Raw genomic sequence first — 26,705 nt, 5'->3', positions numbered from 1 at the left:
ACCCCACGCCGCCTGCCCTGCGCAGCGGCGCCGGGCGCAGCCTTGCCCGCCAGAACGCACAACACCATGTCCAGCACCATCCTGTTCGAAGGCTCGCTGGCGCCCCTGGGGGGCGCCGTCACTGCCGAAAAACGCACTACGGCCCTGCGCGGCCGCCCTGACGCACCCGCCCGGCAAGACGCCGCGGCGCTGGAGCTGCAGGGCATCGACCTTTCCTTCGGCGGCGTGCATGCGCTGAGCGGCATCGACCTGCGCGTGGCGCCGGGCGAGCTGCGCGCCATCATCGGGCCCAACGGCGCGGGCAAGAGCTCGCTCGTCAACGTCATCAGCGGGCTGTACCGGCCCCAGGCCGGGCAGATCCGCATCGCGGGCCAGGCCTTCGCGCAGGTGCCCACGGCACGGCTCGCGCAGCTGGGCGTGGCGCGCACCTTCCAGAACCTGGCGCTCTTCAAGGGCCTTTCCGTGCGCGACAACATCGCGCTGGGCCGCGTGCATGCGGCCCGCGCCAGCTTCGCCGAGCAGCTGCTGGGCTGGGGCCGGGCGCGGCGCGAATGGAACGCCGCGCGCGAAGAGGCGCGCGAGGCCATCGACCTGCTGGGCCTGGCCGCCGTGCAGGACCGGCTCGCGGGCGGCCTGCCCTATGGCCTGCAAAAGCGCGTGGAGCTGGGCCGCGCCCTGGTGGCGCGCCCCGGCCTGCTGCTGCTGGACGAGCCCCTGGCCGGCACCACCGTGTCGGAAAAGAACGAGATGGCCGCGCTGATCCGCCTGGCACGCGACCAGCACGGCGCGGCCGTGGTGCTCATCGAGCACGACATCGGCATCGTGCTGGGCCTGTCGGACCGCGTCGCGGTGCTGGACCATGGCCGCAAGATCGCCGACGGCACGCCCGCCGAGGTGCAGGCCGACCAGGCGGTGATCGACGCCTACCTGGGCGTGGCGCACGCGGAGGAAGCGTGATGGCCCAGGGCTTCGACTTCGCTTTCCTGGCCGAGGTGCTGATCGGCGGGCTGCTCTCGGGCGTGATGTATTCGCTGGTGGCGATCGGCTTCGTGCTGATCTACAAGACCTCGGGCGTGCTCAACTTCGCGCAGGGCGCGCAGCTGCTCTTCGCGGCGCTCACCTTCGTGAGCCTGGTCGAGCGCGGCCTGCCCTTCGTGCTGGCGCTGGGCATCACCTTCGCGCTGATGGTGGCGCTGGGCCTGGCCATCGAGCGCACCGTGCTGCGCCCGCTGGTCAACCAGCCGCCCATCACGCTCTTCATGGCGACGCTGGGCCTCTCCTACGTGATCGAGGGCGTGGCCCAGCTGGTGTGGGGCACGCAGGTGCATTCGCTGGAGCTGGGCGTGGCCGACGAGCCCATCGAGTTCGCGGGCGTGCTGGTGTCCACGTTCGATCTGTTCGCGGCCGGCGTGGCGGCGCTGATGGTGATCGCGCTCTCGGCCTTCTTCCGCTACACCCGCGTGGGCCTGGCCTTCCGCGCCGTGGCCGACGACACCTTCGCCGCGCTGGCCGTGGGCCTGCGCCTGCCGGTGATCTGGGCCACGGTGTGGTCCGCCGCCGGCGTGATCGCGCTGGTGGCCGGGCTGCTCTGGGGGGCGCGCCTGGGCGTGCAGTTCTCGCTCTCGCTGGTGGTGCTCAAGGCGCTGCCGGTGCTGGTGCTGGGCGGCTTCGATTCGATCCTGGGCGCCATCGTGGGCGGCCTGCTGATCGGCGCGCTGGAAAAGCTGGCCGAGGTCTATCTGGGCCCCTATGTGGGCGGCGGCATCGAAAGCTGGTTCGCCTATGCGGCGGCGCTGCTCTTCCTGCTCGTGCGGCCCGGCGGCCTCTTCGGGCAACGGCTGGTGGAAAGGGCCTGAAATCATGGCAACGCATACCGTGCAACTCTCCGGCAACTCCGCGCGCTGGCCGCTCTGGGCCACCCCCGTCCTCGTGCTGGCGCTGGCCTACGGCCTGGTGCCGCTGGTGGCCTCCGACTACGTCTTCGACGCGCTGCTGATTCCCTTCCTCGCGCTGTCGCTCGCCGCCGTGGGGCTCAACCTGCTCACCGGCTACGCGGGCCAGCTCTCGCTGGGCTCGGCCGCCTTCATGGCGGTGGGCGTCTATGCCGCCTACAACTTCCAGCTGCGCGTGCAGGGCCTGCCGCTGCTGGCGGCCATCGCCCTCGGCGGCGTGGCAGCCACGCTGGTGGGCGTGGTGTTCGGCCTGCCCAGCCTGCGGCTGCGCGGCTTCTACCTGGCGGTCTCGACGCTGGCGGCGCAGTTCTTCGTGCAGTGGGCGTTGACCAAGTTCGGCTGGTTCAGCAACGACAACCCCTCGGGCGTGATCGACGCGCCGCCGCTCGCCGTGGCGGGCGTGGCCTTCGACACGCCTGCGGGCCGCTACCTCTTCGCGCTCAGCGTGGTGGCCGTGCTCACCGCCGTGGTCTGGCGCGTGACGCGCACGCCCACCGGCCACCACTTCATCGCCGTGCGCGACAACGAACTGGCCGCCCGCGTGATCGGCGTGCCGGTGCTGCGCACCAAGCTGCTGGCGTTCGCGCTCTCGTCCTTCGTGATCGGCGTGGCGGGCGTGCTCTGGGGCTTCGTCTATCTGCGCACGGTGGAGCCGGCGGGCTTCAACCTGGACCGCTCGTTCCAGATCCTCTTCATCGTCATCATCGGCGGGCTGGCCACGCTGCGCGGCGCCTTCCTGGGCGCGGCGCTGATCGTGCTCTTCCCGCTGCTGCTCTCGCGCCTGGGCAGCCTGCTGCTGGGCCAGTGGTTCGATTCGGGCGTGCTGGAGCTGTGCCAGCGCATCGCCCTGGGCGCGCTCATCGTGGGCTTTCTCATCGCCGAGCCGCGCGGCCTGGCGGCGCTCTGGGAACGGCTGGTGGCGCGCTGCTGTCGCCGGCCCGCTGCCGCCCAGGGCGCCTGAGCGCTTCGGCGCCGCCCCTTTCCTTTCTTCCCCCTTTTTTCCGTTTCCTTTTTTTCCATCCTTCTTTCGACAGGAGCGCTTCGCATGTCTTTCGTTCGCCATCTGAAAACCGCCGCGCTGGCCAGTGCCATCGCGCTCACCGGGCTGCAGGCCGCGCAGGCCCAGACGGCCGCAGCCCCGGCCAAGCCGGCGCAGCAGCAGGAACAGTTCTTTCCGCTGCAGAGCTACCGCGTGGGGCCCTATGCCGCCGGCGGCACGGGCTTCTTCGGCGGCTTCATCGACTACCTGAACCTCATCAACACCCGCGACGGCGGCGTGGGCGGCGTCAAGCTGACCTGGGAGGAAGGCGAGACGCAGTACGAGGTCGAGCGCGGCGTGGAGGTCTATGAACGCCTGAAGACGCGCCCCGGCATCGCCGCGTGGAACCCGATGTCGGTGGGCATCGCCTACGCGCTGATCGACCGCGTGACGGCCGACAAGGTGCCGCTCATCACCATCAACCACGGCCGCACGGACACCACCGACGGCGCCGTGTTCAAGTACATCTTCCCGCTGCTGGTCAACCCGTACAGCGAGACCTCGGGCATCGTGAACTACCTGGGCACCAAGGTGGGCGGCATCGACCAGCTCAAGGGCAAGAAGATCGTGGTGCTCTACCACGGCTCGCCCTACGGCAAGGAGACGATCCCGATCTACGAGCTGCTGGCCAAGAAGTACGGCTTCACCGTGCAGCAGATCGAGGTGCCGCACCCGGGCAACGAGCAGCAGTCGCAATGGCTGGCCATCCGCCGCGCCAAGCCCGACTTCGTGGTGCTGCGCGGCTGGGGCGTGATGAACCCGGTGGCGCTCAAGACGGCGCAGAAGACCGGCTTTCCGGCCGACCGCATCGTGGGCAACATCTGGTCCAACTCCGAGGAAGACGTGATCCCCGCGGGCGACGCCGCCAAGGGCTACGTCGCCATCACCTCGGTGGCGCCCGGCACGCAGTACCCGGTGCTGCAGGACATCATCAAGACCGTCTATGGCGGCGGCCTGGGCAACCTGCAGGACAAGAAGCGCATCGGCACCGTCTATCACAACCTGGGCGTGGTCAACGGCATCCTGAGCGTGGAGGCCCTGCGCATCGCGCAGGCCAAGTTCGGCAAGCGCACCCTCACCGGCGACGAGGTGCGCTGGGGCCTGGAGAACCTGAAGATCGACCAGGCCCGCGCCGCAGCCCTGGGCGCCAAGGGGCTCTTCCACTCCATCAACGTGACGTGGGACAACCATGAGGGCGACGGCCTGGTGGCCTTCCAGCAGTGGGACGGCACGCAGTGGAAGGTCGTCTCCGACTGGATCGCCCCGGACTGGAAGCTGCTGCGCCCGATCATCGAAAAGTCCGCCCTGGCCTATGCCAAGGAAAAGAACATCAAGGTGCGCAAGAGCATCGACGACTGAGCGCGGCTGGCAGAACCCTTGCGGCGCCGTCGCCGCATCGGGCCGTGCGGCCCGTACTGCCTGCGATGCAGCGGCTCGCCAGAACCGCTTCGCTGGGTTTTGCCATCCGCCCATGAACCACCCTTCATCCGCAAGCATCAGGAGCGACACCATGACCGACGCCTACCGCGCCCCCTCTCCCTCCATCCTCGGCCCGGCCTACGAGGCCATCGCCGCCAAGTACCGCCCCATCTTCGCCCGCATCCAGGCCACGGCGCTCGAACGCGAGCAGCAGCGCCGCCTGGGCCATGAGGCCATCCAGTGGCTGAAGGAGGCGCGCTTCGGCGCCCTGCGCGTGCCCGTGGAGCACGGCGGCGACGGCGCCACGCTGCCGCAGCTCTTCCAGCTGCTGGTGGAGCTGGCCGAGGCCGATTCCAACATCGTGCAGGCGCTGCGCGGGCACTTCGCCTTCGTCGAGGACCGCCTCAACGCCCCGCTCGATGCGGCCAACGCCGTCTGGCTGCGGCGCTTCGCCGAAGGCGATCTGGCCGGCAATGCCTGGACCGAAGTGGGCAACGTGGCCATCGGCGACGTCATCACCCGCGTCACGCAAAAAGAAGACGGCCGCTGGGTCGTCAACGGCCGCAAGTTCTACAGCACCGGCAGCATCTTCGCGGACTGGATCGACCTCTACGCCCGCCGCGACGGCCCGGGCGATGGCGACGGGCTGGACGTGATCGCCGCCGTGCGCGCCCGCCAGCCGGGCGTGGCGCACCACGACGACTGGGACGGCTTCGGCCAGCGCACCACGGGCAGCGGCACCTCCGTCTATCAGGACGCCGAGGTCGATCCCGAGAACATCTTCCCCTTCACCGGCCGCTTCAAGTACCAGACGGCCTTCTACCAGCTCTTCCACCTCGCCACGCTGGCCGGCATCGCCCGCGCCATCACGCGCGACGCCGCCGCCCAGGTGCGCGCGCGCAAGCGCATCTTCAGCACCGGCAACGCGCCCAGCGTGGCGCAGGACCCGCAGGTGCTGCAGGTGGTGGGCGAGGTCTCGGCCGTCGCCTACGCGGCCGAAGCCACCGCCGTGCGCGCCGCCTTCGCCGCCCAGCGCGCCTACGACGCGCACTGGCACGGCACGCCCGAAGAGGAGCGCCAGGCCAACATCGAGGCGGAGCTGGAATCCGCCCAGGGCCAGGTGGCGCTGGGCGAGCAGGTGCTGCGCGCCGCGGGCCAGTTCTTCAACGGCCTGGGCGCCTCGGCCGCCAGCAGCGCGCAATCGCTGGACCGCCACTGGCGCAACGCGCGCACCGTGGCATCGCACAACCCGGTGATCTACAAGGCGCGCATCGTGGGCGACTGGGAAGTCAACGGCACCGAGCCGCCCTATGTCTGGCAGATCGGCGCCGGCCCCGGCCGCCCGGCCAGCGCAGGCGGCAACGAGGCCGGCACGGCGGCCGACGCCGCCAACGCCGCACAGGCCCGGCCGCTGGCCCGGGCCGCCTGAAGGCGGAGCACGCCATGGCCGATTCACCCGCCCCACACGCGCCACCCGCGCCTTCCGGCGCCAACGACGCCACATTCAATGACGCCGCCGCACCGGCCGCCGTGCCTGCACTGCTGTCCGTGCAAGGCGCGCACGCGGTCTATCAGGGCGCCATCGCTGCGCTGCACGGCGTGAGCTTCGACGTGCAGCCCGGCGAGATCCATGCCCTGCTGGGCGCCAACGGCGCGGGCAAGTCCACCACGCTCAAGGCCGTGTCGCACCTGCTGCCGGCCGAGCGCGGGCAGCTCACCGCCGGCCGCATCACCTACGGCGGCCAGGACGTGGCCCGCGCCAGCCCTGCCGCCCTGGTCCGTGCCGGGCTGGTGCAGGTGCTGGAAGGCCGCCACTGCTTTCCCAGCCTCTCGGTCGAAGAGAACCTGATCACCGGCGGCATCGGCCGCAGCGCCCGGCGCGCGGAGATCGCCGACGGGCTGGAGCGGGTCTATGCCCTCTTTCCGCGGCTGAAGGAGCGGCGGCGCAGCGCGGCCGGCCTCACCTCCGGCGGCGAGCAGCAGATGACCGCCATCGGCCGCGCGCTGATGTCGCGCCCGCGCCTGCTGGTGCTCGACGAGCCCTCCATGGGCCTGGCGCCGCTGGTGGTGCAGGACATCTTCCGCCAGCTGCGGCGCCTGAACCGCGAGGAGGGCCTGACCATCCTGGTGGCCGAGCAGAACTCCACCGTGGCCCTGCAGTACGCCGACCGCGCCACCGTGCTGGAAGCCGGGCGCAGCGTGCTCGGCGGCACGGCGCAGGCGCTGCGCGAGCGCGAAGACATCCGCCACTTCTATTTCGGCCAGAGCGTGCAGCAGCAGCAACAGCCGCCGCAGGTGCTCGCAGCCTGATCGCCGAGCCCCGCATTCCATCCATCACCGGGAGATACCAGCCCATGACCACCAACCTCAACACCGAAGAAGCGCTGCGCCGGACGCTCTGGAAACACCAGCCCCTGCCCGCCAGCCCCGAAGCCTGGCTGGCCCGCGCCGCCGAGGTCTCCGCCATCCTGGCGACCGACCAGGTCGCGCGCGACCGCGCCCAGGCCGTGCCGCACGCCGAAGTGCAGCTGCTCAAGGACTCCGGCCTCACCCTGCTGCTGGGCCCCGTCGCCCACGGCGGCGGCGGCCAGCGCTGGGAAACGGCCTACCACGTCGTGCGCGAAGTGGCGGCCGGCGACGGCTCCATCGGCCAGCTGCTGGCATACCACTACCTCTGGGCCTGGGCCGTGCGCCTGGTGGGCACGCCCGAACAGATCGACGCCGTGGAAGCGCTCTACACCAGCGGCAACCTCTTCTTCGGCGGCGCGGTGAACCCGCGCGACGGCGATCTGACCATCACCGAAGTCGATGGCCGGCTGCGCTACAACGGCCGCAAGAGCTTTTCCACCGGCTCCAAGGTCTCGGACCTGACCGTGCTCGAAGGCGTGCTGCAAGGCACCGACCAGCACATCTTCGCCATCGTGCCCTCGCAGCAGGACGGCATCCGCTACCACGGCGATTGGGACCACCTGGGCCAGCGGCTCACCGAATCGGGCGGCGTCACCATCACCGATGTCGAAGTGGAGTGGAGCGGCGCGGCCGGCTACGTGGACAAGGCCTATACCCAGAGCCGCCCTTATGAAACCCTGAACCTGCCGGCCATCCAGCAGCTCTTCACCGAGTTCTACCTGGGCATCGCCCGCGGCGCCCTGCGCACCGCCGCCGCCTACACCCGCGCCAAGACCCGCCCCTGGCCCTACGGCGGCGACAACAAGGCCAGCGCCACCGAGGAGTGGTACATCCTGGAAACCTACGGCACCCTGCAATCCCGCCTCTGGGCCGCCGAAGCTTTGGCCGACGCCGCCGGCGCAGAACTGGCCCGCCTGCTCCACGCCGACCGGGGCAGCGTGACCGCCCAGCAGCGCGGCGAAACCGCCGTGCGCGTAGCCGCCGCGAAACAGGTCGCCGTGGACGTGGGCCTGGAGATCGGCAACCGCGTCTTCGAGGTGACCGGCGCCCGCGCCACCGCCAACACCGTCGGGCTGGACATCTTCTGGCGCAATATCCGCACGCATTCGCTGCACGACCCCGTCGCCTACAAGCGGCGGGAAGTGGGGGAATATGCGTTGCTGGGGCGGGTGCCGGAGGCGAGCTGGTATACGTGAAGTCGGGAATCGAGAAAGGCTCGGTTGCGGAACCCAACCGCTGGCGTGATTCCCCAGGCCCCAGGCGCACGCATGCCACAGCGACCGTGACAGGCGCGCCCAGGGCGGTGAAGCGGTCGAGCAGCGCAACGCGCACATGCCGCTCCACCACCCGGTGCGCAAAGCTGCGTGCCGTCACCCTCTCGCTCGCGGCATCTTAGAACGTGTTTACGATCTCGCAGGGGATCGCGTTGGAACGCAATCGGGATGAGTGGATGCCTCGGATGCGCCGCATGGACTCATGTCCATGCAAGCAGCCGGGGCGTCAAAACGCGTTGCCATGGCCCGATTTCGCTCCAACCCGAAGGGCAGCTACGTCGGCGGGCGGTCTGCGGCGTTGCGGCGCTTGTGGATAGCAGTGCTATCCACTGCGCACCGCGCCTTGCATCCCATCCCGCCGACGTAGCTGCGCGCCCCCTGGGAGATCGTAAACACGTTCTTAGAGGGTCGGATTGCGGCTGGTTCGCCCCTCGGCTCTGCCAGCCACTGCATGTCTCGGTCGAGCCATATCGTCAGCGGCCCACGCGGCTTCAGCGCCGCGCTGTACGCCGCCCCATTCGCCGTCCGGTACGTGCCCTGCTTCCTCGTCCCCTCCCTCCCCTGGGAGCGGCCAGCTCTCAGGACAAGCGGCAGGACGGGGCCGGGGAATCAGGGGCGACCCCACTCAGAATCTGTAATTGAAGTACGTTTCCAATGTCGTGAAGTCGCGATTCATTCCGAAGGCTTGCCGTGCAGCTGCCTTGGGCTTGGTACGGTTGAGCGAGACCGAAACATACCAATTGGGTGTTGGCGTCCAGTCCATGTAGATCGCAAACTCGTCGGCGAAACGCCGGTCACTGACGGGAATTCCGTTGTAGCTTGGCTTGTCGAGCCAGAACTGATAGTAAATACCACCGAGCGTCAGCGTCTCGCTCAGTTGCATCTTGAGAGAGTACTGCTGCACCCGTTCGTTGCTGTTGAAGAGCAAGTAGTTGCCCACGATATCCCCGACCAGCCAAGTGCTCCAACCTGTGAAGCCCTTGCTCAGTGAATCCCAGTCCTGGCGTTTGTTGTCGGCAGGGTCGCCATCGCCGGAAAAGCGGGCACGGCGGAAGCTCAGCACAGGCTTGAGCGGCAGGTCGTCGAATGCGTAATCCACCTGGCCGTACCAGGCGCTGGCGTCGTAGGTGACTCCGCCGCCACTGCCGCGTTGGATCGCGTATTCGGCATTGAATGTGAGCGCGGGAATCTGGGGGAGTTTTCCTTGCAGCGCGCGCAAGTTGTAGACCTCCATGCCATCGCGCTGAACCCTGCCGCCACTGGGTGCGTTGACCTTGAAGGCCATGGCGCCCAAAGTGACGTGTCCGTCGAAATCGAAATCCAGATTGCCACCCGTCAATCGGAAATTGCCGAAGTTTTCATCGGACTTGAGCGAGAAGGCCTGCGTCTTCAGCGCTCCGCCGTCCCAGGCCAGCACCGCGGAATCCTTGAAGGCCGAGCGCGGACTGAGGAAGTAGGCGCCCCCCTTGAATATGTCGAGATGGCCGTCCATGACGATGAAGCCTGTTCCCACCATGAAGTTCTGCCGGCCGGCGGTGAACTTCCAGTTGCCGGCACGCACGCCGGCGTAGAGTTCCTCCGTGGCGACGCGGCCGTCGGAGCTGCGCGTGAAGCCGCCGGCGTCGCCATCGCCGAATGTCTTCGCCCCGACCACCGAAGCTCCCGCCAGCAGATCGAAATCGGGGCGCAGCATGTAGTTGAGCGTGAGGGATGGCTTCACGAAGGCCTCCTGCCAAGTCACATGGGGGCCTCCGTTTTCAGTGCTTCGCAAATCGATTCGGCCGCTGCCGAAATTGACGTTGCGGGCATTCACGTAACTCGCTCCGGCCGCCAGGCCGAGCTCGCCCTTGAGATCACCCGCCTCGAAGCCGTAGCCCGCCATGGCCGACTGGGCCATCCAGGGCAGGCTGAGAGCCATCAGGGTGCGTGACAGTCTTGTTTGCTTGATAGAAGTCATGAAACCGCCTCAATCGTCGTGTCTAAGTGGGAACGGAGGATGAACAGCCAGCCGAGAAAACGCTGGCCATGGAATCGCCTGATGAACGCGCGAGTGCCATCGCAGCCATCGGCCTCAGATGGGATATTTCTGCCGGCCGGACTGCAGCGTGACACTGCACAGGTCCGTGAATTCGTGGATGCCCGCGGGTCCGCCAAAACGGCCCCAGCCACTCGCCTTGACTCCACCCATGGGCAGCTGCGGTTCGTCGTAGAGGGTCGCGCCGTTGATGTGGCAAGCGCCGCTTTGAAGACTGCGGGCCACGCGCATGGCGCGAGACGTGTCGCGGCTGAAGACCGCCGCCGTCAGCCCATATGCGCTGTCGTTGGCCACGCGGATCGCTTCGTCGTCGTTGGCCACCCGAATAATGGAGACCACCGGCCCGAAAGATTCCTCTCCATAGAGACGCATGCGGGAATCGACGCGATCGACGATGCAAGGCTGCATGCAGGCGCCCTCCACGGCGAGGTCCAACGGCAGTTCAGCGCCCAGTTCCATTGCGTTGATGACCAATGCCTGCACGCGCTGGGCCGACCTCGCGCTCTCCAGCAAGCCCAGCACCGCACCTGGCGTGCCGGGCGGGCCGGCTTTCAGCGAGCGAGCCTTGCTTGCGAGCTTGGCCACCAGTTCGTCAGCCACCGCATCGGCCACCACCACGCGTTCGGTGGACATACATATCTGGCCTTGATTGAGAAAGGCCCCGAAGGCGATGGCGGCCACGGCAGCATCCACATCGGCGTCATCGAGCACCAGCAGCGGCGCCTTGCTGCCAAGCTCCAGGAGCGAGGGTTTCAGGTGCTCGGCCGCGTGGTGCGCAATGATCCGCCCGACTGCGGCCGAACCCGTGAAATTCACGCGCCGCACGGCAGGGGCGGCGATCAGCCGCTCGACCAGCGCGGGGGCATCGGCAGGCGCATTCGTCAACACGTTGACCACGCCGTCGCCCAGGCCTGCCTCGTGCATGGCGCGGCCCACCAGCGCATGCGTGGCCGGGCACACCTCCGAGGCCTTGAGCACCACCGTGTTGCCACAGGCCAGCGCAGTCGCGATCGCACGCACCGCCAGGATGACCGGCGAGTTCCACGGCGCGATGCCCAGCACCACGCCGCACGGCCGGCGCACCGACAGCGTCATGGCGTCGGACAGATCCGAAGCCACGACGGTGCCGCTGACCTGCGTGCTCAGCGAGGCGGCCTCGCGCATCATGTTGGCCGCATAGCTGGCGTTGAACCCCATCCAGTCGGCGGTGGCGCCCGTTTCGGCCACGCCAGCCTCGATGAAATCGGGGATGCGCGCTTCCAGCGCGTCGGCGGCCTTGAGCAGTCGCGTACGCCGCACGCTCGGGCCCAGTGCCGACCACGCGGCAAAGGCGCCAGCGGCCGCTTCCACCGCAGCGTCGGCATCGGCCAGGGTCGCAGCAGCGGCCCGTGTCACCAGCGCGTTCGATGCAGGGCCCAGGCGCTCGAAGGTACGACCGTCGCTGGCACCGGAAAAGGTACCGCCGATATACAAAGGAATGGTTTGAGGCGTCTTTTGCACGATGTTTTCCTCTTTCTCTTTGTGTCGTAGTGGGATCAGCCGTTGGCCAGCGCCGCGACTACCTCGGCGGCAGCGCGTTCGCCCGATTGCAGAGCGCCTTCCATGTAGCCGCTCCATTCGGTGGCGGTTTCAGTGCCGGCCCAGTGCAGGCGCCCGACGGGTTCGCGCACCGCACGGCCGTAGGACGTCCAGGCCCCCGGCGGCAGGTAGCCGCCGTAGGCGCCACGGGTATAGGGCTCTTCTGCCCAATCCTGTTCGACGTACTGCGTGTAGTTGGCGACCGCTTCGCCGAAGTAGCGGCGCATGCAGTCCACCACCATGTCGCGCCGCTGTGCCGCGTCACGCTGGCCCCATTCGCGGCCGGCATCGGCTTCGAGGAAGCCGACGAGCACGCCTGCCGAGCCGTCGGCCGGCGAGTTGTCATAGGTCAGGCTGATGGGCAATTCCTGCGACGAGGCCAGGCCGGAAAGCCCCTGATCGCGCCAGAAAGGGCGGTCGTAGACCAGCATGGTCTTGATCACCGATCCCATGGCCGCGCGCTGCGTGTACTGGTCTCGCAGGCCCGGCAGGGGCGGGGCGTAGGTCAGACGGCCGGCCAGTGTCGGCGGCAGCGTCACGATCGCGCGGCGAGCGCTCAGCCGCAGGCCGCGTGCGTGGACCACGACGCCACCGGCATGTTGTTCGATGGACACGACGGGCGCGTTGCAGATGACGCGCTCGCCCAGCGCCTGCGCCATGCGGATCGGGAGTTGCTGCGCCCCTTCCACGAAGCGCAGTTCCTGCGCGCCGCCGTGCGTATTGATCAGGTTGTCGATGCCGCCCGCTGCACTCACGTAGAAGAGGAAATGCAGCAGCGACAGATCATGTGCCTCGATCGAGAACACCGACAACGCGATGTAAGCCAGCGCATCACGTGCTGCCTTGCTGGGAACATGCTCGCGCAGCCACGATGCATAGGTTTGCCCGTCCAGCAGGCGGGCATCTTCCGCCGCCCACGGCCGCTGTGGATCGATGGTGCGGCGCAGCGCGTCGAGCGCCTCCATCCCTCTGTCGATGTCTTGCTGGGTAGAGGCATCGAGTTCGGGAAACAGTCCAGGACGGCGCCGCACCTGGCCGTCGATCAGGAATACGGAGTCTCCTTCCACGTAGGTCGGAAACAGCGTCAGCCCGTGGGTCTTTGCCGTATCCAGCACACGCTGGTGCATGGAGCCGACCCATTGGCCCCCGAGGTCGATCGTCGCACCGCAATCCAGGCGTTGACTCAGCAGCCGCCCGCCGATGCGGTCACGCGCTTCGAGAACGCGGCAGCTGAGGCCGGCCGCGGCCAGCCGCTCGGCCGCGCGCAGACCCGCCAGTCCTGCGCCGATGATGGCGACGTCGCAATCGATGTCTTGGATGGGAAGAGTGGATGACATGGCAAAGGCTCCAGAAGGCTTAAACGTTGCTCAAGTGGTTGAATGAAGGCGCTGCAAACGGGTTCAGCCGTTGGGCTGCCAAGGTGGCGAAACGCAGCGGCGTGCGGTCCTCCGCCAATGGCCCGACAACCTGCACCCCTGCGGGCAAGCCCTGCACGAGGTGCCCGGTGGGCATGGCCGTGGCGGGCAGGTTCGCCACGGTGACAAGCCCTGGCCATGAGAGGTTGTCGAGATAGGGAAGAGATGCGCCGCTGACGTCTAGCCGGCGCTGCAGCTGAGCGGCCGGGCCTTCCCCGCCAAGATGGTCGTGAGGAAACGCCACCGTGGGCGTGACGGGGCAGATCAGCACGTCGAAGTCACGGAAGAACGCTCGCCAGGCCTGGGCCAGTCGCGCTCGCGCCGCCTGGACGGCGGGCGCGAGGTGGCCATTGCCGCGTATGTAGCGCGACAGCTCGTCGGCGTAGGGGACGGGGCCGGCTGCGCGCACCTGCCGTTCAAAGGACGCGAGGGCCTCGGCGGTCATTCGGCTGCCGATGACGCCAAACAGTGTTTCCAGGTAGGTGTCGTGCGACCCGGCAGGATCGATGACCGGGCGGGCGGTCGTATCGACCCGCACGCCCACGCGGCGCAAGTCGTCCACATAGTCCAGGATCGCGGCACGGTAGTGGTCGTCCAGCGGATACGCATCGAGCCACAGTGCAACGCGAAAGTCCTCCAATCTGTCATGCCGTGCCGGCGGCAGCGGGTCGGCACCTCCCTGGTCATGCAGGCCCAGCAGCACATCGAGTGCCAACGACAGATCGGCCGGATCGCGCGCCAATGGGCCGATGACGCTCAACTCCGAACCTTGCGTGCCGTGCGGCGATGGCGGTATGTGGCCGGCCGCCGGCAGCAGCCCGTGCGTGGTCTTGTGGCCATAGACCCCACAGAAGTGGGCCGGGCATCGAATCGAGCCGCCGATGTCGCTCCCCAGTTCCAGAGGCGTCAGGCCAGCCGCCAGTGCCGCCGCTGATCCGCCAGAGGAGCCTCCAGGAGTGCGCGCCGGGTTCCATGGATTGCGGGTGACTCCATAGACCTGGTTATAGGACTGGTGGTCGCCGCAGGCCTGAGGCACGTTGGTTTTGCCGTAGATGACGGCACCCGCCCGGCGCAGGCGGCCGACAGTCAGGGCGTCGGACGTCGGCCGATGGCCCGCCAGGCTCGCAAGGCCGCAAGTCGCCACCATGCCCGTGACCTCGAAAGAGTCCTTGATGGTCATCGGCAGTCCGGCGAGCGCGCCCAGACTGGCGCCGCGTGCGCGGGCTTCGTCGATACCCCTGGCCGTTGCCAGTGCGCCATCACGGTTTTGGTCCACCACGATGTTGAGCACAGGGTTGAGACGGTCGGTGCGTGCCCAATGCAGCTGCAGCAGTTCCTCCGCGCTGATGCGGCGCTGTTCGAGCGCCTCCAGCATGGCATGCGCTGAACCCGACAGCAGAGCATCGTCGCCCACCGATAAGTGGGATGGCTCAGCGGTTGAAGTTTCGGATGAATTCATGAGGTTTCCGGTAGAAAGACGGGAGAGTCGAAGTGGCGCGAACGTGGTCAGAGGTCGAGCTTGGAGCGCCCCCTGGAGCGCAGCCATGCGCCATAGGCCAGGCCGATCAACAGCCAAACCAGGCCGACTTCGACAGCGGTGCGATGCATGCCTGTGAAGACAGCCAGCACGACGACGATCCCGAAGAGCGGCACCAGCACGTGCGGCACGATGCGGCGTTGCGGATTGCGCACACCCAGGCGAACCAGCACCGACAGGTGCAGCAGCAGAAAGGCCGACAGCGCGCCGAAATTGACGAACGAGGCCAGCAGCTCGATGTCGTCGCGCAATGCCAGCGCGACCAGCAACGACAGCGCCGTCGAGACCACCATGGCTACGTGCGGCGTGCTGTGCTTCGGGTGAAGCCGCGCAAAGAAGGCCGGCAACTGGCGGTCGCGCCCCATGGCGAACAGCACGCGAGCGACGCCCACCTGCATGGGCAGAGCGTTGGCGAAGCCGACGGCAATGGCCAGCAGCCACGCCAGCGCCACGGCCGACCAAGGGCCGACTTGCGCCGCCAGCAACTCGAAGATGGCTGCGGCGGGATCGTGAATCTCGACCCCGGGCAAAAGGTTGCCGAGCACCCACGTGGTCACGAAGAAGATCGAAGCGGAGATCAGCAGCACGCGCATGATGGCTCGGCCGATGAGCTTCGGGTCGTTGCTGCGCACTTCCTCCGACAGGGTCGATATGGCGTCGAAACCAAGGAAGGAGAGAACGCAGATCGACGTGGCGGTGAACACCTTGGCGGGATCGAATGCCGCGGCGCTGTAGATCGGCGCCAGCGTCAGCCCCCCCGTACCCTTGCCGTGATAGAGCGCCCATACGGCCAACCCCAGCACACCCGCGACGATGAAGCCCTGGGCGATGACCGAGAGCAAGCTCACGCGGGTCGTGATGGTGACGCCGAACCAGTTGATTACGAAGGACACGCCGACGAGAATGACCAGCCAGGTGGGGCGGTCGATGCCGGGTATCAACGTTTGCGCGCTCACCGACATGAGCGTGAAGACCAGGGCCGGAATCAGCAGGTAGTCCAGCAGGATGAGCCATCCGGCGATGAAGCCGGGCAAGGCCCCCAGGCTATGGCGCGCGTAGCCGTAGACGGAGCCAGCCTGAGGCACGATCTCACCCATCATCGCGTAGCTCTTGGCGGTGAGGTACATGCACAAGGCGCCCAGCAAATAGGCCAGCGCCACCAGTCCTCCGGAGGCATCCCAGACGAAGCCCAGCGTGGTCAGCGGCGTGATCAAGGCGATATAGGCCAAGCCATATGCGACGAGGTCGCGCAGACCCAGCGTACGCTTGAGGCCACTCGGCGACAGCTGATCCATTCCGGCATTGGATAAAGACGTGCTCATGGTGTTGCTCCTAATGAAGACGAGGCAGTCCGGCCGGTCGCGCGGCTGCGCCATCGGCTGCTGCAAATCACAAGAAAATCGGGACAGGCGCTGCGCGCGGGCGCAGCGACTCCTAGCCCGCTGCGTGGCGGCAGCGGGGTGACTCGGCGTGGCTCAGGAAGGCGGACCGCTTGTGCGGCGCGCTCAGAAGGGAGGAGTGATCATGGGGATCGCTTGTCTCCGGTTGTCTTGGCGTGAGCGGCGGCATCGGCCTGCAATGCCGCGTCGAGGTCGGACTGCACCTTGGCGGTCATCTTCTCCAAGGCGATTTCGAAGATCTCGCGCTCGTGCGGTGTCAGCACCGACAGCATGTCCTCGATACCAGTACGTGCGATGGCGCTGGCCGTGCGCGCTGCGGTTTGACCCTTGCGCGTGAGCCGAAGGCCGATCTGGCGCGCATCGCGCGCGTCGGCGCGACGTGCGGCCAACCCCAACCGGCAGAGCTGCGTGACCCCCTTGGAAACGAGAGTCCGTTCCAGGAAGGAAATCGCCACCAGCTCGCTGACACTCAGGTCGGGATGCTCCTGGATCAGGAGCAGCAGCCGAACCTCGCGAAGGGTCAGCCCCAGCGCAGCCTCGTGACTGCGCGAGCCAAGCTGCTTGGCCATGCTGTTGAGCGCATCCAGACGCAGGGTCATGTAACCAGGTAGAGCGCTGGGGAGTTTTTCCGTCATCCGATTGACCTCCGCGCCACTTTCGGTGGCTCGATCATTTACGTGAAAAAAACACATATATGCCCAATTCAGCAATTTCGGTGCCAGCATCAACCAGGCATAAAAGCCCGGGAAAAGCACGTTATGCGGGCCATGGAGCACAACAGTAGTGCACGCAGGCCTTGGGCTTCGGACCAATTGTGTGAAATTTGCACAGATTTGGCGATGAGGGCAATCCCGGGGCTCAGTGGCGGGCGCCTTCGCGCCGCACGCAGGCCCGATGCTCCGGAAGTCTGGCCGGGCCAGGCGAACAGGCCGTCGCCCGGGAGACGGGTTGCGGGGCCAAGCTGCGGTCGAAGAGTCTCAGAACCAGATCGGCTGAGCAGTGCCATGCCCAACGAATCCCGCATATCGATACGCCGATTCCTTCGCACCACGCCGCAGCGTCCCGGTCTCCAATCGCGGCATGACCGCAAGACCCGCACTGCAACAACCCTTTCCCGACATCCCCACCGACGTGGCGCGCATCGCCACCGACGCCGAAGCCATTGCCGCCGCGCACCGGCTGGCGGCTGAATTCTCGCCCGGCGCGTCCGAGCGCGACCGTGAGCGGCGCCTGCCGTGGGACGAGCTCACGCGCTGGTCGGCCAGCGGCCTGGGCGGGATCACCGTGCCGCGCAGCCATGGCGGGGCGCAGGTGTCCTACGCCACGCTGGCCGAGGTGTTCGTGATCCTCAACGCGGCGGACTCGTCCCTGGGGCAGATCCCGCAGAACCATTTCGGCGTGCTGGGCGTGCTGCACGAGCTGGGCACGCCGGCGCAGAAGGCGCGCTTCTATGCCGAGGTGCTGGCCGGCCGGCGCCTCGGCAATGCGGGGCCGGAGCGCAAGGCCGATGGCGCCGCCACCACGCTGCAGGGCCGCACGCGGCTGTTGAGCACGCCCGGCGGCCTGGTGCTGACGGGCAAGCGCTTCTATTCCACGGGCGCGCTCTTCGCCCACCGCATTCCCGTGCGCGCCATCGACGACGCCGGCCGCAGCGTGCAGGTGTGGGTGCCGCGCGAGGCGCCGGGCCTGGCCGTGGTGGACGACTGGGACGCCTTCGGCCAGCGCACCACCGCCAGCGGCACCGTGGTGTTCGACGACGTGCCGGTCGATGAGGCCGATGTGCTGCCGCTCTGGCAGCTGGCCGACCGGCCGGGCCTCTACGGGCCCACCTCGCAGCTGCTGCAGGCGTCCATCGACCAGGGCATTGCCGAGGCGGCCGTGGCCGATGCGCAGCGCTTCGTGCTCGAACGCGCCCGTCCCTGGGTGGATTCGGGCGTGCAGCACGCGCATGACGACCCCTACCTGATCGCCGACGTGGGCCGCCTGCAGATCGACCTGCACGCAGCGCGCGAGGTGCTGCGCGAGGCAGGCGAGCTGCTCGACGCGCTGGCCGGCCGGGCTGCCGCTGCCGCGAACGGCGCGGTTCTCAGCGCCGAAGAAAGCGCCCGCGCCTCCGTCGCCGTGGCCGAGGCCAAGGTGCTCACCACCCGCATCGCGCTGGAGGCGAGCGAAAAGCTCTTCGAGCTGGCGGGCTCCTCCGCCACGCGGGCCGCGCACAACCTGGACCGCCACTGGCGCAACGCCCGCGTGCACACGCTGCACGACCCGGTGCGCTGGAAGCTGCACCTCATCGGCAACCACCTGCTGAACGGCGTCCTGCCCCAGCGCCATTCCTGGAACTGAGCGCGGCGCCCTGCCCCCGCCGCCCCGCCCGAACAGACCGATACCGAGACCCGAGCATGTCCCTGCTGTCCCCCGAATCCCCCGCCAGCGCCCTCTTCACCGCAGCCCCGGTGCCGCCCACAGAGGCCACGCCCGCGCCGCCCCCGGCCGGCACGCCGCAGCGCATCGCCAACGATGCCGAGGCGCTGGCCGCCGTGCAGCGCCTGGCCGACCGCATCGCGCCCGGCGCCGCCCGGCGCGACCGCGAGCGCCTGCTGCCCTGGGCCGAGCTGGATGACTTCGTCGCCACCGGGCTCTGGTCCATCACCGTGCCGCGCGAATACGGCGGCCCGGGCGTGGCCGCCGGCACGCTGGCCGAGGTGATCGCCCGCGTGAGCGCGGCCGACGGCTCGCTGGGCCAGATTCCGCAGAACCATTTCTATGCGCTGGAGGTGCTGCGCGTGGGCGGCAGCGATGCGCAGAAGCGCTTCTTCTACAGCCGCGTGCTGGCCGGCGAGCGCTTCGGCAACGCGCTGGCCGAGATCGGCCACAAGGACTTCCAGCGCCGCACGCGGCTGGTTCCCGATGGCGACGGCTTTCGCGTCATCGGCCGCAAGTTCTATTGCACCGGCGCGCTCTACGCGCACTGGATTCCCACGCTGGTGGTCGCCAAGGAGGCGGACGAGCGCGAAGTCACCTACCTGGCCTTCGTGCCGCGCACGGCGCCGGGCGTGCGCATCACCGACGACTGGGACGGCTTCGGCCAGCGCGTGACGGGCAGCGGCTCGGTGGAGTTCGACAACGTGGCCATCGAGGCCGGCTGGGTCGTGCCCTTCCTGGCCTCGTTCGAGCGGCCCACGCCCATCGGCCCGCTGGCGCAGCTGCTGCACGCCGCCATCGACCTGGGCCAGGCCCGCGCGGCGCTGGCCGCCACGCTGCCCTTCGTGCGCGAGCACGCCCGGCCCTGGATCGACGCGCAGGTGGACCGCGCGGCGGACGACCCGCTGCTGATCCAGCAAGTGGGCGAGATCGCGGTGCGCGTGCGCGCCGCCGAGGCCCTGGTGCGCCGCGCCGGCCGCTTCGTCGATGCGGCCCAGGCCGAGGCCACCGAGCGCAGCGTGGCCGAAGCCTCCATCGCCGTGGCCGAGGCGCGCGCGCTCACCACCACGGCCTCGCTGGATGCGGGCTCGCGGCTCTTCGAGCTGGGCGGCACTGCGGCCACCACCGGCCGCCAGGGCCTGGACCGTTTCTGGCGCAACGCCCGCACGCACACGCTGCACGACCCGGTGCGCTGGAAATACCACGCGGTGGGCAACTTCCATCTCAACGGCCGCTTCCCCCCGCGCCACGGCGCGCTCTGACCGCGCCTTCGCCACGCACGCACCCCAAGCCCCGTCCAACCGTCACCGACCGATACCGCAAAACACCACACCCCATGAAGCCACGCCCGTTCCTGCTGCGCCTGCTAGGCCCCTTCCTCGCCCTCGCGGGCGCCCTGCTGCTGGCCGGCGGCGCCCAGGCCAGGCCGCTCAAGATCGGCGTGGTGCCGGGCATCTTCGCCGACTCCGTCGAGGTGGCGGCCAAGGAGGCCAAGGCCCGGGGCCTGGACATCCAGATCGTGGAGTTCACTGACTGGACCACGCCCAACGTAGCGCTGCAGGCCGGCGACATCGACCTGAACTACTACCAGAACAGCAACTACCTGGCCAACGCGGTGCGCAGCCAGGGCTTCGACTTCGTGAGCGTGCAGCCGGGCATCCTCTCGTACCTGGGCCTCTATTCCACGCGCCATGCCTCGCTGGCCCAGGTGCCGCAGGGCGCCAAGGTCGCGATCGCGAGCGACCCGGTCAACATCGGCCGCGCGCTGCGCCTGCTGCAGCACGCGGGCCTGATCACGCTGCGGCCGGACACGGGCCTGCTGGGCACGCTGGCCGACATCCGCTCCAACCCGAAGCACCTGCAGTTCATCGAGGTGGAAGGCCCGCAGCTGGTGCGCGCCGCGCAGGACGTGGACCTGGCCCAGGGCTTTCCGTACTTCATCATCCCGTCGAAGGCCTTCGACGCCACCAAGGCGCTGGCCTACACCAGCTACGAGGACGATTCCTGGGCGATCCAGTTCGTGGCGCGCAAGGACCGCGCGGCGGACCCGCGCATCGCGCAGTTCCTGGACATCTACAAGACCTCCCCGGCCGTGCGCCAGGCGATCCACGCGTTCTATCTGAACGATGCCCGCCTCTACCGCCTGACCTGGCTGCAGCCGCGCTGAAGAGGGGCAACGCCATGACGCAGCCACGCCAACACATCCTGCTCAACGCCTTCGACATGAACTGCGTGGGCCACATCAACCACGGCCTGTGGACGCACCCGCGCGACCGCGCCACCGACTACCGCCGGCTGGAGTACTGGACCGGCCTGGCCCGCACGCTGGAGCGCGGCCTGTTCGACGGCCTGTTCCTCGCCGACATCGTGGGCACCTACGACGTCTATCGCGGCAACGTCGATGTGCCGCTGCGCGAATCCATCCAGCTGCCGGTGAACGACCCGCTGCTGCTGGTGCCCGCCATGGCCGCTGCCACGCAGCACCTGGGCTTCGGCGTGACGGTGAACCTGTCGTATGAAGCACCCTACCTGCTCGCGCGCCGCTTTTCCACGCTGGACCACCTCACCGGCGGGCGCGTGGGCTGGAACATCGTCACCGGCTACCTGGACAGCGCCGCCCGCGCCATGGGCCAACCGCAGCAGCTGCCGCACGACGAGCGCTACGACCGTGCCGACGAGTACCTCGACGTGCTCTACCAGCTCTGGGAAGGCAGCTGGGAAGACGGCGCCGTGCGCCGCGACAAGGCCGCGCGCGTGTTCGCCGACCCGGCGCGCGTGCACAAGGTGCAGCACCACGGCCGCTACTTCGACGTGGAGGGCTACCACCTCAGCGAGCCCTCGCCGCAGCGCACGCCGGTGCTGTTCCAGGCCGGCAGCTCGGGGCGCGGCCTGCGCTTCGCGGCGCGCCATGCCGAATGCGTGTTCATCTCGCCGCCCAGCAAGGAAGCGGCCCGCCAGTCGGTGCAGGCGCTGCGCCAGCAGCTGGTGCAGGCCGGCCGCCGGCCGGACGACGTGAAGGTCTTCATGGGCACGGCCGTAGTGACCGGCGCCACCGCCGCCGAGGCGCGCGACAAGCACGCCGACTACCTGCGCCACGCCAGCCGCGAGGCGGGCCTGGCCCATTTCGCGGCCAGCACGGGCATCGACTTCGCGCGCTACGACCTGGACGAGCCCGTCGATTACTCGCCCGGCAACGCCATCGAATCGGCCAGCCGCACGGCCCAGCAGCACGGCTGGACGCGCCGCAAGCTGCTCGACCTCTTCGCCCTGGGCGGGCGCTACCCGGCCATCGTGGGCGATGCACAGCAGGTGGCGGACGAGCTGCAGTCCTGGGTGGCCGAGACCGGCGTGGACGGCTTCAACCTGAGCCGCACGGTGGTGCCCGAGAGCTACGAAGACTTCATCGACCACGTGGTGCCCGAGCTGCAAAGCCGCGGCGTCTACAAGACCGCCTATGCCGAGGGCACGCTGCGCCAGCGCCTCTTCGGCGAAGGCGACCGCCTGCCCGCCCGGCATGCGGCCGACGCCTTCCGCCGCAAGCCGGCCGCCGTGCCGGCAGCGCCTTCGATCCGCGACGCGCTGGAGGCGCAGCTATGAAGCACTTTCACGAGCAACACCCCGCCCTGCCGCCCGCCGGCTCCGCACTGCCGCGCCGGCACGCCCTGCTGTGGGCGCTGGCGGCTACCGCCTTCTGCGCGGCTTCGCCCGCCGGAGCGCAGACGCCCGCCCCGGCGCCGCTGCGCATCGGCGTGACGCCCGGCTCGCTGGCCGACTCCGTCGAAGTAGCGGCGAAGGAGGCGCGCCAGCAGGGGCTGGAGGTGCAGGTCATCGAGTTCACCGACTGGACCACGCCCAATACGGCGCTGGCGGCCGGCGACATCGATTTGAACTACTTCCAGCACCAGGCCTTCCTGAACAACGCCATCCAGGAGCGCGGCTATCCGCTCGTGAGCGTGGCGGTGGGCCTGCTGCCGAACATCGGCCTCTATTCGCTCAAGGTGCAGCGCTTCGCCGACCTGAAGGACGGCGCCCGCGTCGGCGTGGCCAACGACCCGGTGAACCAGGGGCGCGGCCTGCTGTTGCTGCAGAAGGCCGGGCTCATCCAGCTCAAGCCCGGCGTGGGGGACCGCCCCGGCCTGAACGACATCGCCGCCAACCCCAGGAAGCTGCGCTTCTCGGAGATCGAGGGGCCGCAGCTGGTGCGGGCGCTCGACGACCTGGACCTGGCCCAGGGCTACCCGGCCCACTTCGTCAACGCGGGCCGCCCGCAGGTGGCGGGCAGCGCGCTGCTGTATTCGGGCATCGACGACCTGAACTACGCGATCCGCTTCGTGGCCCGCAAGGACCGGGCGCAGGACCCGCGCATCCAGCGCTTCGTGCAGATCTACCAGCAGTCCCCCGCGGTGCGCACGCGCATCCACCAGTCCTTCGCGGGCAACGACCGGCTCTACAGCCTGCCGTGGCTGTCCCAGGCCCGCTCCGGCTGAGGGGCCGGCCGGCACCACACCCCTCCACCCCTGTCTCCAACGCCTTCCATTCGCCACCGCCTCACCATGCCATTGCTCCGCAACCTCCTCGCTCCCCTTCTCTCCCTGCTGGCGCTGGCCGCCCTGCCCGCCCACGCGGCAGACAAGCTGCGCATCGGCGTGCTGCCGGGCGTCTATGCCGATGCCATCGCCGCCGCCATTCCGGACGCCAAGGCCCAGGGCATCGACGTCAGCGTGACCGAGTTCACCGACTGGACCACGCCCAACGTGGCCGTGAATGCGGGCGACCTGGACCTGAACTTCTTCCAGCACCAGCCCTTCCTGGACAACGCCATCCAGAAGAACGGCTTCAAGCTCGCCAGCGCGGGCACCAGCTTCCTGGCGAACATCGGCCTCTATTCGCTCAAGCACAAGTCGGTGGCCGATGTGCCGGTGGGCGGCAAGGTGGCGCTGGCCAACGACCCGGTGAACCAGGGCCGCGGCCTGCTGCTGCTGCAGAAGGCCGGGCTCATCCAGCTCAAGCCGGGCGTGGGCTTCCTGGGCACGCTGGACGACATCGTGCAGAACCCGAAGAAGCTGCGCTTCGTCGAAGTGGAAGGCCCGCAGCTGGCGCGCATCACGGGCGACGTGGACCTCGCCCAGGGCTACCCGCACTTCATCGTGGCGTCCAAGGCGTTCGACCCGTCCAGCGGGCTGGCGTATTCGGGCATCGAGGACGCGCGCTTCGCCATCCAGTTCGTCGCCCGCGCCGACCGCACGAAGGACCCGGTGATCCAGAAGTTCGTGAAGGTGTTCCAGAACTCCGCCGCCGTGAAGACCGCCATCGACCGCGCCTTCGCGGGCGACAAGCGCCTCTACGTGCTGACCTGGACGCAGCAATGATGGCCCCGGAGCAGAACGCAACGATGGCGGCGCGCGGCACGGCGCTGCTGCGGCGCGGGGCCCTGGCGGCGCTGGGCGGCCTGCTGGCCCTGGCGGCCGGCACCACGCTGGCGGCCGAGGTGATCCGCATCGGCTCCACGCCGGGCGTCACCTCCGACGCGGTGCAGGCCGTGGTGGCCGAGGCCCGCGCCCAGGGCCTGGAGGTCCAGGTGACCGAGTTCACCGACTGGACGCTGCCCAACGAGGCGGTGAACCACGGCGACATCGACCTGAACTTCTTCCAGCACCAGGCGTTCCTGAACAACGCCATCAAGGAACGTGGCTACCAGCTGCAGATGGTGGGCCTGGGCCTGCTGCAGAACGTCGGGCTGTATTCCAACCGCATCCAGCGGCTGCAGGACGTGCCCGTGGGCGCCAAGGTCGCTGTGGCCAACGACCCGGTGAACCAGGGCCGCGGCCTGCTCCTGCTGCAGCAGGCCGGGCTGATCAAGCTGCGCCAGGGCAAGGCCGTGGGCGCCAGCCTGAACGACGTGGCCGAGAACCCGAAGAAGCTGCGCTTCTACGAGATCGAAGGACCGCAGCTCATCCATTCGCTGCAGGACGTGGACCTGGCCGTGGTCTGGCCCAGCTACTTCGTGAACGCCGGCCGCAAGGAGCAGGCCAGCCGGGCGCTGCTGTATTCGGGCATCGACAACAGCTTCTACGCCATGGGCTTCGTGGCGCGCAAGGACCGCGCGCAGGACCCGAAGATCACCCGCTTCGTGCAGCTGTTCCAGCATTCGCCCAAGGTGCGCGAAGTGGTCTCCGCGAGCTTCAACAACGACCCGCAGCTTTACACGCTGCCCTGGAAGACACCATGAGCCTGAGCGCCGCATCCCCTGCCACCCTGTGGCGCACCGCTGCAGGCACACCGCCCTCCGGCGCGCCGGCCACCGCTATCCAACGCCCCGAACCCGGGGCCCTGCCCGCACGGCAGGCGCCGGCAGCCGGCACGCCTGCCGGCTCGGTGGTGTTCGACCGGCTGGGCAAGCAGTACGACTCGTCCGCCGGGCCGGTGGCGGCGCTGCAGGACATCAGCCTGGAGATTCCCACGGGCAGCATCTTCGGCATCATCGGCCGCAGCGGCGCGGGCAAGTCGAGCCTGCTGCGCACCATCAACCGGCTGGAGTCGCCCACCTCGGGCCGCGTGCTGGTCGATGGCATCGACATCGCCGGGCTGGACGACGACGGCCTGGTGGCGCTGCGCCGGCGCATCGGCATGGTGTTCCAGCACTTCAACCTGCTGGCCGCCAAGACGGTCTATGAGAACGTGGCCCTGCCGCTGCGCGTGGCGGGCGTGCGGCCGGCCGAGCTGCGCCGCCGCGTCGATGAGCTGCTGGCGCTGGTGGGCCTCGCGGACAAGCACCGCACCTATCCGGCGCGCCTCTCGGGCGGGCAGAAGCAGCGCGTGGGCATCGCACGGGCGCTGGCCACGGGGCCGGAGATCCTGCTGTGCGACGAGGCCACCTCGGCGCTGGACCCGGAGACCACGCATTCCATCCTGCAGCTGCTGCGCGACATCAACCGGCGCCTGGGGATCACCGTGATCCTCATCACGCACGAGATGAGCGTGATCCGCGAGATCGCCGACCAGGTGCTGGTGCTGGAGCAGGGCCGCATCGCCGAACAGGGCGAGGTCTGGCGCGTGTTCGGCGATCCGCAGCACGACGCCACCCGCGCACTGCTGGCGCCGCTGCAGCACGGCCTGCCCGACGACCTGCGCGCCCGGCTGCAGGCGGCCCCGCCGCCCCACGGCGGCTTCGAGCGCGTGCTGCGCCTGGACTACACGGGCCAGGGCGGGCTGGAGCCCGACTTCGCGCGCATCGCCGAGGCGCTGCGCAGCCCCGTGCGGCTGCTGCACGGCGGGGTGGACCGCATCCGCGGCCATGCCCAGGGCCGGCTCATCGTTTCCGTTCCCGGCGCGCTGGCGCTGCCGGAGCTTTCCCCCCTGGTGCAAGGCCCCGGCGCCATTGCCCATTCCATCGAGGTGATCGGCCATGTCGCTGACGTTGAGCATTCCCTTTGAGCGCTACACCCAGGCCTTGGTCGATACGCTGACCATGGTGGGCGCCTCCGCCGCCATCGCCCTGGTGGCGGGCATTCCGCTGGCGGTGCTGCTGATCGTGACGGCGCCCGGCGGCTTTCTGGCGGCGCCGCGCCTGCACCGGGCGCTGGGCAGCGTGATCAACGGCTTTCGCGCCACGCCCTTCATCGTGCTGCTGGTGGCGCTGATCCCGTTCACGCGGCTGGTGGCGGGCACCACCATCGGCGTGTGGGCGGCGGTGGTGCCGCTGGCCATCAGCGCCACGCCGTTCTTCGCGCGCATCGCCGAGGTGAGCCTGCGCGAGGTGGACCCGGGCCTGATCGAGGCCGCACAGGCCATGGGCTGCCGCAAGTGGCACATCGTGCGCCACGTCTATCTGCCCGAGGCGCTGCCCGGCATCGTGGGCGGCTTCACCATCACGCTGGTGGCGCTGATCAGCTCCTCGGCCATGGCCGGCGCCGTGGGCGCGGGCGGGCTGGGCGATCTGGCCATCCGCTACGGCTACCAGCGCTTCGACACGCAGGTGATGCTGATCGTGATCGCCGTGCTGATCGCGCTGGTGTCGCTGGTGCAGTGGAGCGGCGACCACTGGGTGCGCCGGCTGCGCAGCCGCTGAGCGCCTGCCTGGCTGCCTGCCCGAGGGCGGCCTCAGCGGGGCCGCCCAGGCCCCGCAGCGGTGCGGGAAGGCAGCGGGCGGTGCTCGGAAGCCATGGGCGTGCCGCAGCGCTTCCAGCAGCCGGATCACGAACCGCATAAGCAAGCGCGAATTCCGCA

22 protein-coding genes and 1 pseudogene are annotated in these 26,705 nt (G+C 69.0%); 16 read left to right on the top strand and 7 right to left on the bottom strand.

Annotation, left to right across the window (positions count from 1 at the left end; genetic code table 11):
- Positions 1–66: 66 nt before the first annotated feature.
- The 7 genes from BM070_RS15450 (at position 67) to BM070_RS15420 (ending at position 8,015) form a co-directional block, all read left to right on the top strand.
- Complete coding sequence (locus BM070_RS15450) at positions 67–957, top strand: ABC transporter ATP-binding protein (RefSeq protein WP_092940309.1); 891 nt, start codon at positions 67–69, stop codon at positions 955–957.
- Positions 957–1,856, top strand: coding sequence for a branched-chain amino acid ABC transporter permease (locus BM070_RS15445; RefSeq protein ID WP_092940308.1), 900 nt, complete (start codon positions 957–959; stop codon positions 1,854–1,856). The genes BM070_RS15450 and BM070_RS15445 overlap by 1 nt, the downstream gene beginning before the upstream one ends.
- Positions 1,857–1,860: 4 nt before the next feature.
- Positions 1,861–2,913: a branched-chain amino acid ABC transporter permease gene (locus BM070_RS15440; protein WP_092940307.1), complete on the top strand. Its 1,053-nt coding sequence runs from the start codon at positions 1,861–1,863 to the stop codon at positions 2,911–2,913.
- An 84-nt stretch (positions 2,914–2,997) separates the two neighbouring features.
- Positions 2,998–4,350 (top strand): ABC transporter substrate-binding protein, encoded by a 1,353-nt coding sequence (locus BM070_RS15435; protein ID WP_092940306.1) that lies wholly within the window; start codon positions 2,998–3,000, stop codon positions 4,348–4,350.
- A 151-nt stretch (positions 4,351–4,501) separates the two neighbouring features.
- Positions 4,502–5,839 carry an acyl-CoA dehydrogenase family protein gene (locus BM070_RS15430; protein WP_092940305.1) on the top strand — a complete coding sequence of 446 codons (1,338 nt, stop codon included), beginning with the start codon at positions 4,502–4,504 and terminating at the stop codon, positions 5,837–5,839.
- Positions 5,840–5,853: 14 nt separating this feature from the next.
- Complete coding sequence (locus BM070_RS15425) at positions 5,854–6,720, top strand: ABC transporter ATP-binding protein (protein WP_092940304.1); 867 nt, start codon at positions 5,854–5,856, stop codon at positions 6,718–6,720.
- 44 nt (positions 6,721–6,764) lie between these two features.
- Positions 6,765–8,015 (top strand): acyl-CoA dehydrogenase family protein, encoded by a 1,251-nt coding sequence (locus BM070_RS15420; RefSeq protein ID WP_092940303.1) that lies wholly within the window; start codon positions 6,765–6,767, stop codon positions 8,013–8,015.
- A 67-nt stretch (positions 8,016–8,082) separates the two neighbouring features.
- Here the strand turns inward: BM070_RS15420 and BM070_RS25175 are convergent.
- The 7 genes and pseudogenes from BM070_RS25175 to BM070_RS15385 all read right to left on the bottom strand — a co-directional run.
- Positions 8,083–8,199 (bottom strand): annotated as a pseudogene (locus BM070_RS25175) (IS5/IS1182 family transposase); the annotation flags it as partial.
- Positions 8,200–8,718: 519 nt separating this feature from the next.
- Positions 8,719–10,050 carry an alginate export family protein gene (locus BM070_RS15410; RefSeq protein ID WP_092940301.1) on the bottom strand — a complete coding sequence of 444 codons (1,332 nt, stop codon included), beginning with the start codon at positions 10,048–10,050 and terminating at the stop codon, positions 8,719–8,721.
- 114 nt (positions 10,051–10,164) lie between these two features.
- The gene (locus BM070_RS15405; RefSeq protein ID WP_092940332.1) at positions 10,165–11,745 is read right to left on the bottom strand and encodes an aldehyde dehydrogenase family protein; all 1,581 of its coding nucleotides are present in this window, start codon (positions 11,743–11,745) and stop codon (positions 10,165–10,167) included.
- A complete protein-coding gene (locus BM070_RS15400; RefSeq protein ID WP_092940300.1) occupies positions 11,664–13,043 on the bottom strand; it encodes a flavin monoamine oxidase family protein in 1,380 nt (459 codons plus the stop codon). Before BM070_RS15400 ends, BM070_RS15405 begins: the two co-directional genes overlap by 82 nt.
- 19 nt (positions 13,044–13,062) lie before the next feature.
- Complete coding sequence (locus BM070_RS15395) at positions 13,063–14,580, bottom strand: amidase (protein WP_217648951.1); 1,518 nt, start codon at positions 14,578–14,580, stop codon at positions 13,063–13,065.
- 47 nt (positions 14,581–14,627) lie between these two features.
- Positions 14,628–15,980, bottom strand: coding sequence for an APC family permease (locus tag BM070_RS15390; RefSeq protein ID WP_245785248.1), 1,353 nt, complete (start codon positions 15,978–15,980; stop codon positions 14,628–14,630).
- A gap of 200 nt (positions 15,981–16,180) precedes the next feature.
- Complete coding sequence (locus tag BM070_RS15385; protein ID WP_175518514.1) at positions 16,181–16,657, bottom strand: MarR family winged helix-turn-helix transcriptional regulator; 477 nt, start codon at positions 16,655–16,657, stop codon at positions 16,181–16,183.
- Positions 16,658–17,138: 481 nt separating this feature from the next.
- On the opposite strand from BM070_RS15385, the gene BM070_RS15380 reads away from it, so the two are divergent.
- From BM070_RS15380 to BM070_RS15340, 9 genes are all read left to right on the top strand, one after another.
- Entirely contained in the window at positions 17,139–18,401 is a 1,263-nt protein-coding gene (locus tag BM070_RS15380; RefSeq protein WP_092940296.1) for an SfnB family sulfur acquisition oxidoreductase, read from the top strand.
- Positions 18,402–18,457: 56 nt separating this feature from the next.
- Complete coding sequence (locus BM070_RS15375; RefSeq protein ID WP_092940295.1) at positions 18,458–19,741, top strand: SfnB family sulfur acquisition oxidoreductase; 1,284 nt, start codon at positions 18,458–18,460, stop codon at positions 19,739–19,741.
- A gap of 74 nt (positions 19,742–19,815) precedes the next feature.
- Positions 19,816–20,646 (top strand): MetQ/NlpA family ABC transporter substrate-binding protein, encoded by an 831-nt coding sequence (locus BM070_RS15370; protein ID WP_092940294.1) that lies wholly within the window; start codon positions 19,816–19,818, stop codon positions 20,644–20,646.
- Positions 20,647–20,660: 14 nt separating this feature from the next.
- The gene (locus BM070_RS15365) at positions 20,661–22,076 is read left to right on the top strand and encodes an LLM class flavin-dependent oxidoreductase (RefSeq protein ID WP_092940293.1); all 1,416 of its coding nucleotides are present in this window, start codon (positions 20,661–20,663) and stop codon (positions 22,074–22,076) included.
- Complete coding sequence (locus BM070_RS15360) at positions 22,073–22,966, top strand: MetQ/NlpA family ABC transporter substrate-binding protein (protein WP_092940292.1); 894 nt, start codon at positions 22,073–22,075, stop codon at positions 22,964–22,966. The genes BM070_RS15365 and BM070_RS15360 overlap by 4 nt, the downstream gene beginning before the upstream one ends.
- Before the next feature lie 66 nt (positions 22,967–23,032).
- The gene (locus BM070_RS15355; protein ID WP_092940291.1) at positions 23,033–23,848 is read left to right on the top strand and encodes a MetQ/NlpA family ABC transporter substrate-binding protein; all 816 of its coding nucleotides are present in this window, start codon (positions 23,033–23,035) and stop codon (positions 23,846–23,848) included.
- Positions 23,845–24,708, top strand: a complete 864-nt coding sequence (locus tag BM070_RS15350; protein ID WP_245785247.1) for a MetQ/NlpA family ABC transporter substrate-binding protein — start codon at positions 23,845–23,847, stop codon at positions 24,706–24,708. The genes BM070_RS15355 and BM070_RS15350 overlap by 4 nt, the downstream gene beginning before the upstream one ends.
- The gene (locus BM070_RS15345; RefSeq protein WP_092940290.1) at positions 24,705–25,913 is read left to right on the top strand and encodes a methionine ABC transporter ATP-binding protein; all 1,209 of its coding nucleotides are present in this window, start codon (positions 24,705–24,707) and stop codon (positions 25,911–25,913) included. Before BM070_RS15350 ends, BM070_RS15345 begins: the two co-directional genes overlap by 4 nt.
- On the top strand, positions 25,885–26,547 hold the full coding sequence (locus BM070_RS15340) for a methionine ABC transporter permease (protein WP_092940289.1): 663 nt from the start codon (positions 25,885–25,887) through the stop codon (positions 26,545–26,547). Before BM070_RS15345 ends, BM070_RS15340 begins: the two co-directional genes overlap by 29 nt.
- Positions 26,548–26,705: the final 158 nt, after the last annotated feature.

Origin of the sequence: Paracidovorax wautersii (genome assembly GCF_900113035.1) — a bacterium.
GTDB classification, from domain to species: Bacteria; Pseudomonadota; Gammaproteobacteria; order Burkholderiales; family Burkholderiaceae_C; genus Paracidovorax; species Paracidovorax wautersii.
This window is presented reverse-complemented; position numbering and strand designations above follow the sequence as displayed.

What these genes read in the sequence shown, in the direction of transcription:
- BM070_RS15420 (WP_092940303.1), top strand. Translation starts at nt 6,765, where the DNA reads ATGACCACCAACCTCAACACCGAAGAAGCGCTGCGCCGGACGCTCTGG.
- BM070_RS15390 (WP_245785248.1), bottom strand. Translation starts at nt 15,980, where the DNA reads ATGAGCACGTCTTTATCCAATGCCGGAATGGATCAGCTGTCGCCGAGT.
- BM070_RS15370 (WP_092940294.1), top strand. Translation starts at nt 19,816, where the DNA reads ATGAAGCCACGCCCGTTCCTGCTGCGCCTGCTAGGCCCCTTCCTCGCC.
- BM070_RS15360 (WP_092940292.1), top strand. Translation starts at nt 22,073, where the DNA reads ATGAAGCACTTTCACGAGCAACACCCCGCCCTGCCGCCCGCCGGCTCC.
- BM070_RS15355 (WP_092940291.1), top strand. Translation starts at nt 23,033, where the DNA reads ATGCCATTGCTCCGCAACCTCCTCGCTCCCCTTCTCTCCCTGCTGGCG.
- BM070_RS15440 (WP_092940307.1), top strand. Translation starts at nt 1,861, where the DNA reads ATGGCAACGCATACCGTGCAACTCTCCGGCAACTCCGCGCGCTGGCCG.
- BM070_RS15385 (WP_175518514.1), bottom strand. Translation starts at nt 16,657, where the DNA reads ATGACCCTGCGTCTGGATGCGCTCAACAGCATGGCCAAGCAGCTTGGC.
- BM070_RS15380 (WP_092940296.1), top strand. Translation starts at nt 17,139, where the DNA reads ATGACCGCAAGACCCGCACTGCAACAACCCTTTCCCGACATCCCCACC.
- BM070_RS15405 (WP_092940332.1), bottom strand. Translation starts at nt 11,745, where the DNA reads ATGGAGCGGCTACATGGAAGGCGCTCTGCAATCGGGCGAACGCGCTGC.
- BM070_RS15345 (WP_092940290.1), top strand. Translation starts at nt 24,705, where the DNA reads ATGAGCCTGAGCGCCGCATCCCCTGCCACCCTGTGGCGCACCGCTGCA.
- BM070_RS15425 (WP_092940304.1), top strand. Translation starts at nt 5,854, where the DNA reads ATGGCCGATTCACCCGCCCCACACGCGCCACCCGCGCCTTCCGGCGCC.
- BM070_RS15450 (WP_092940309.1), top strand. Translation starts at nt 67, where the DNA reads ATGTCCAGCACCATCCTGTTCGAAGGCTCGCTGGCGCCCCTGGGGGGC.
- BM070_RS15395 (WP_217648951.1), bottom strand. Translation starts at nt 14,580, where the DNA reads ATGAATTCATCCGAAACTTCAACCGCTGAGCCATCCCACTTATCGGTG.
- BM070_RS15350 (WP_245785247.1), top strand. Translation starts at nt 23,845, where the DNA reads ATGATGGCCCCGGAGCAGAACGCAACGATGGCGGCGCGCGGCACGGCG.
- BM070_RS15375 (WP_092940295.1), top strand. Translation starts at nt 18,458, where the DNA reads ATGTCCCTGCTGTCCCCCGAATCCCCCGCCAGCGCCCTCTTCACCGCA.
- BM070_RS15445 (WP_092940308.1), top strand. Translation starts at nt 957, where the DNA reads ATGGCCCAGGGCTTCGACTTCGCTTTCCTGGCCGAGGTGCTGATCGGC.
- BM070_RS15400 (WP_092940300.1), bottom strand. Translation starts at nt 13,043, where the DNA reads ATGTCATCCACTCTTCCCATCCAAGACATCGATTGCGACGTCGCCATC.
- BM070_RS15340 (WP_092940289.1), top strand. Translation starts at nt 25,885, where the DNA reads ATGTCGCTGACGTTGAGCATTCCCTTTGAGCGCTACACCCAGGCCTTG.
- BM070_RS15430 (WP_092940305.1), top strand. Translation starts at nt 4,502, where the DNA reads ATGACCGACGCCTACCGCGCCCCCTCTCCCTCCATCCTCGGCCCGGCC.
- BM070_RS15410 (WP_092940301.1), bottom strand. Translation starts at nt 10,050, where the DNA reads ATGACTTCTATCAAGCAAACAAGACTGTCACGCACCCTGATGGCTCTC.
- BM070_RS15365 (WP_092940293.1), top strand. Translation starts at nt 20,661, where the DNA reads ATGACGCAGCCACGCCAACACATCCTGCTCAACGCCTTCGACATGAAC.
- BM070_RS15435 (WP_092940306.1), top strand. Translation starts at nt 2,998, where the DNA reads ATGTCTTTCGTTCGCCATCTGAAAACCGCCGCGCTGGCCAGTGCCATC.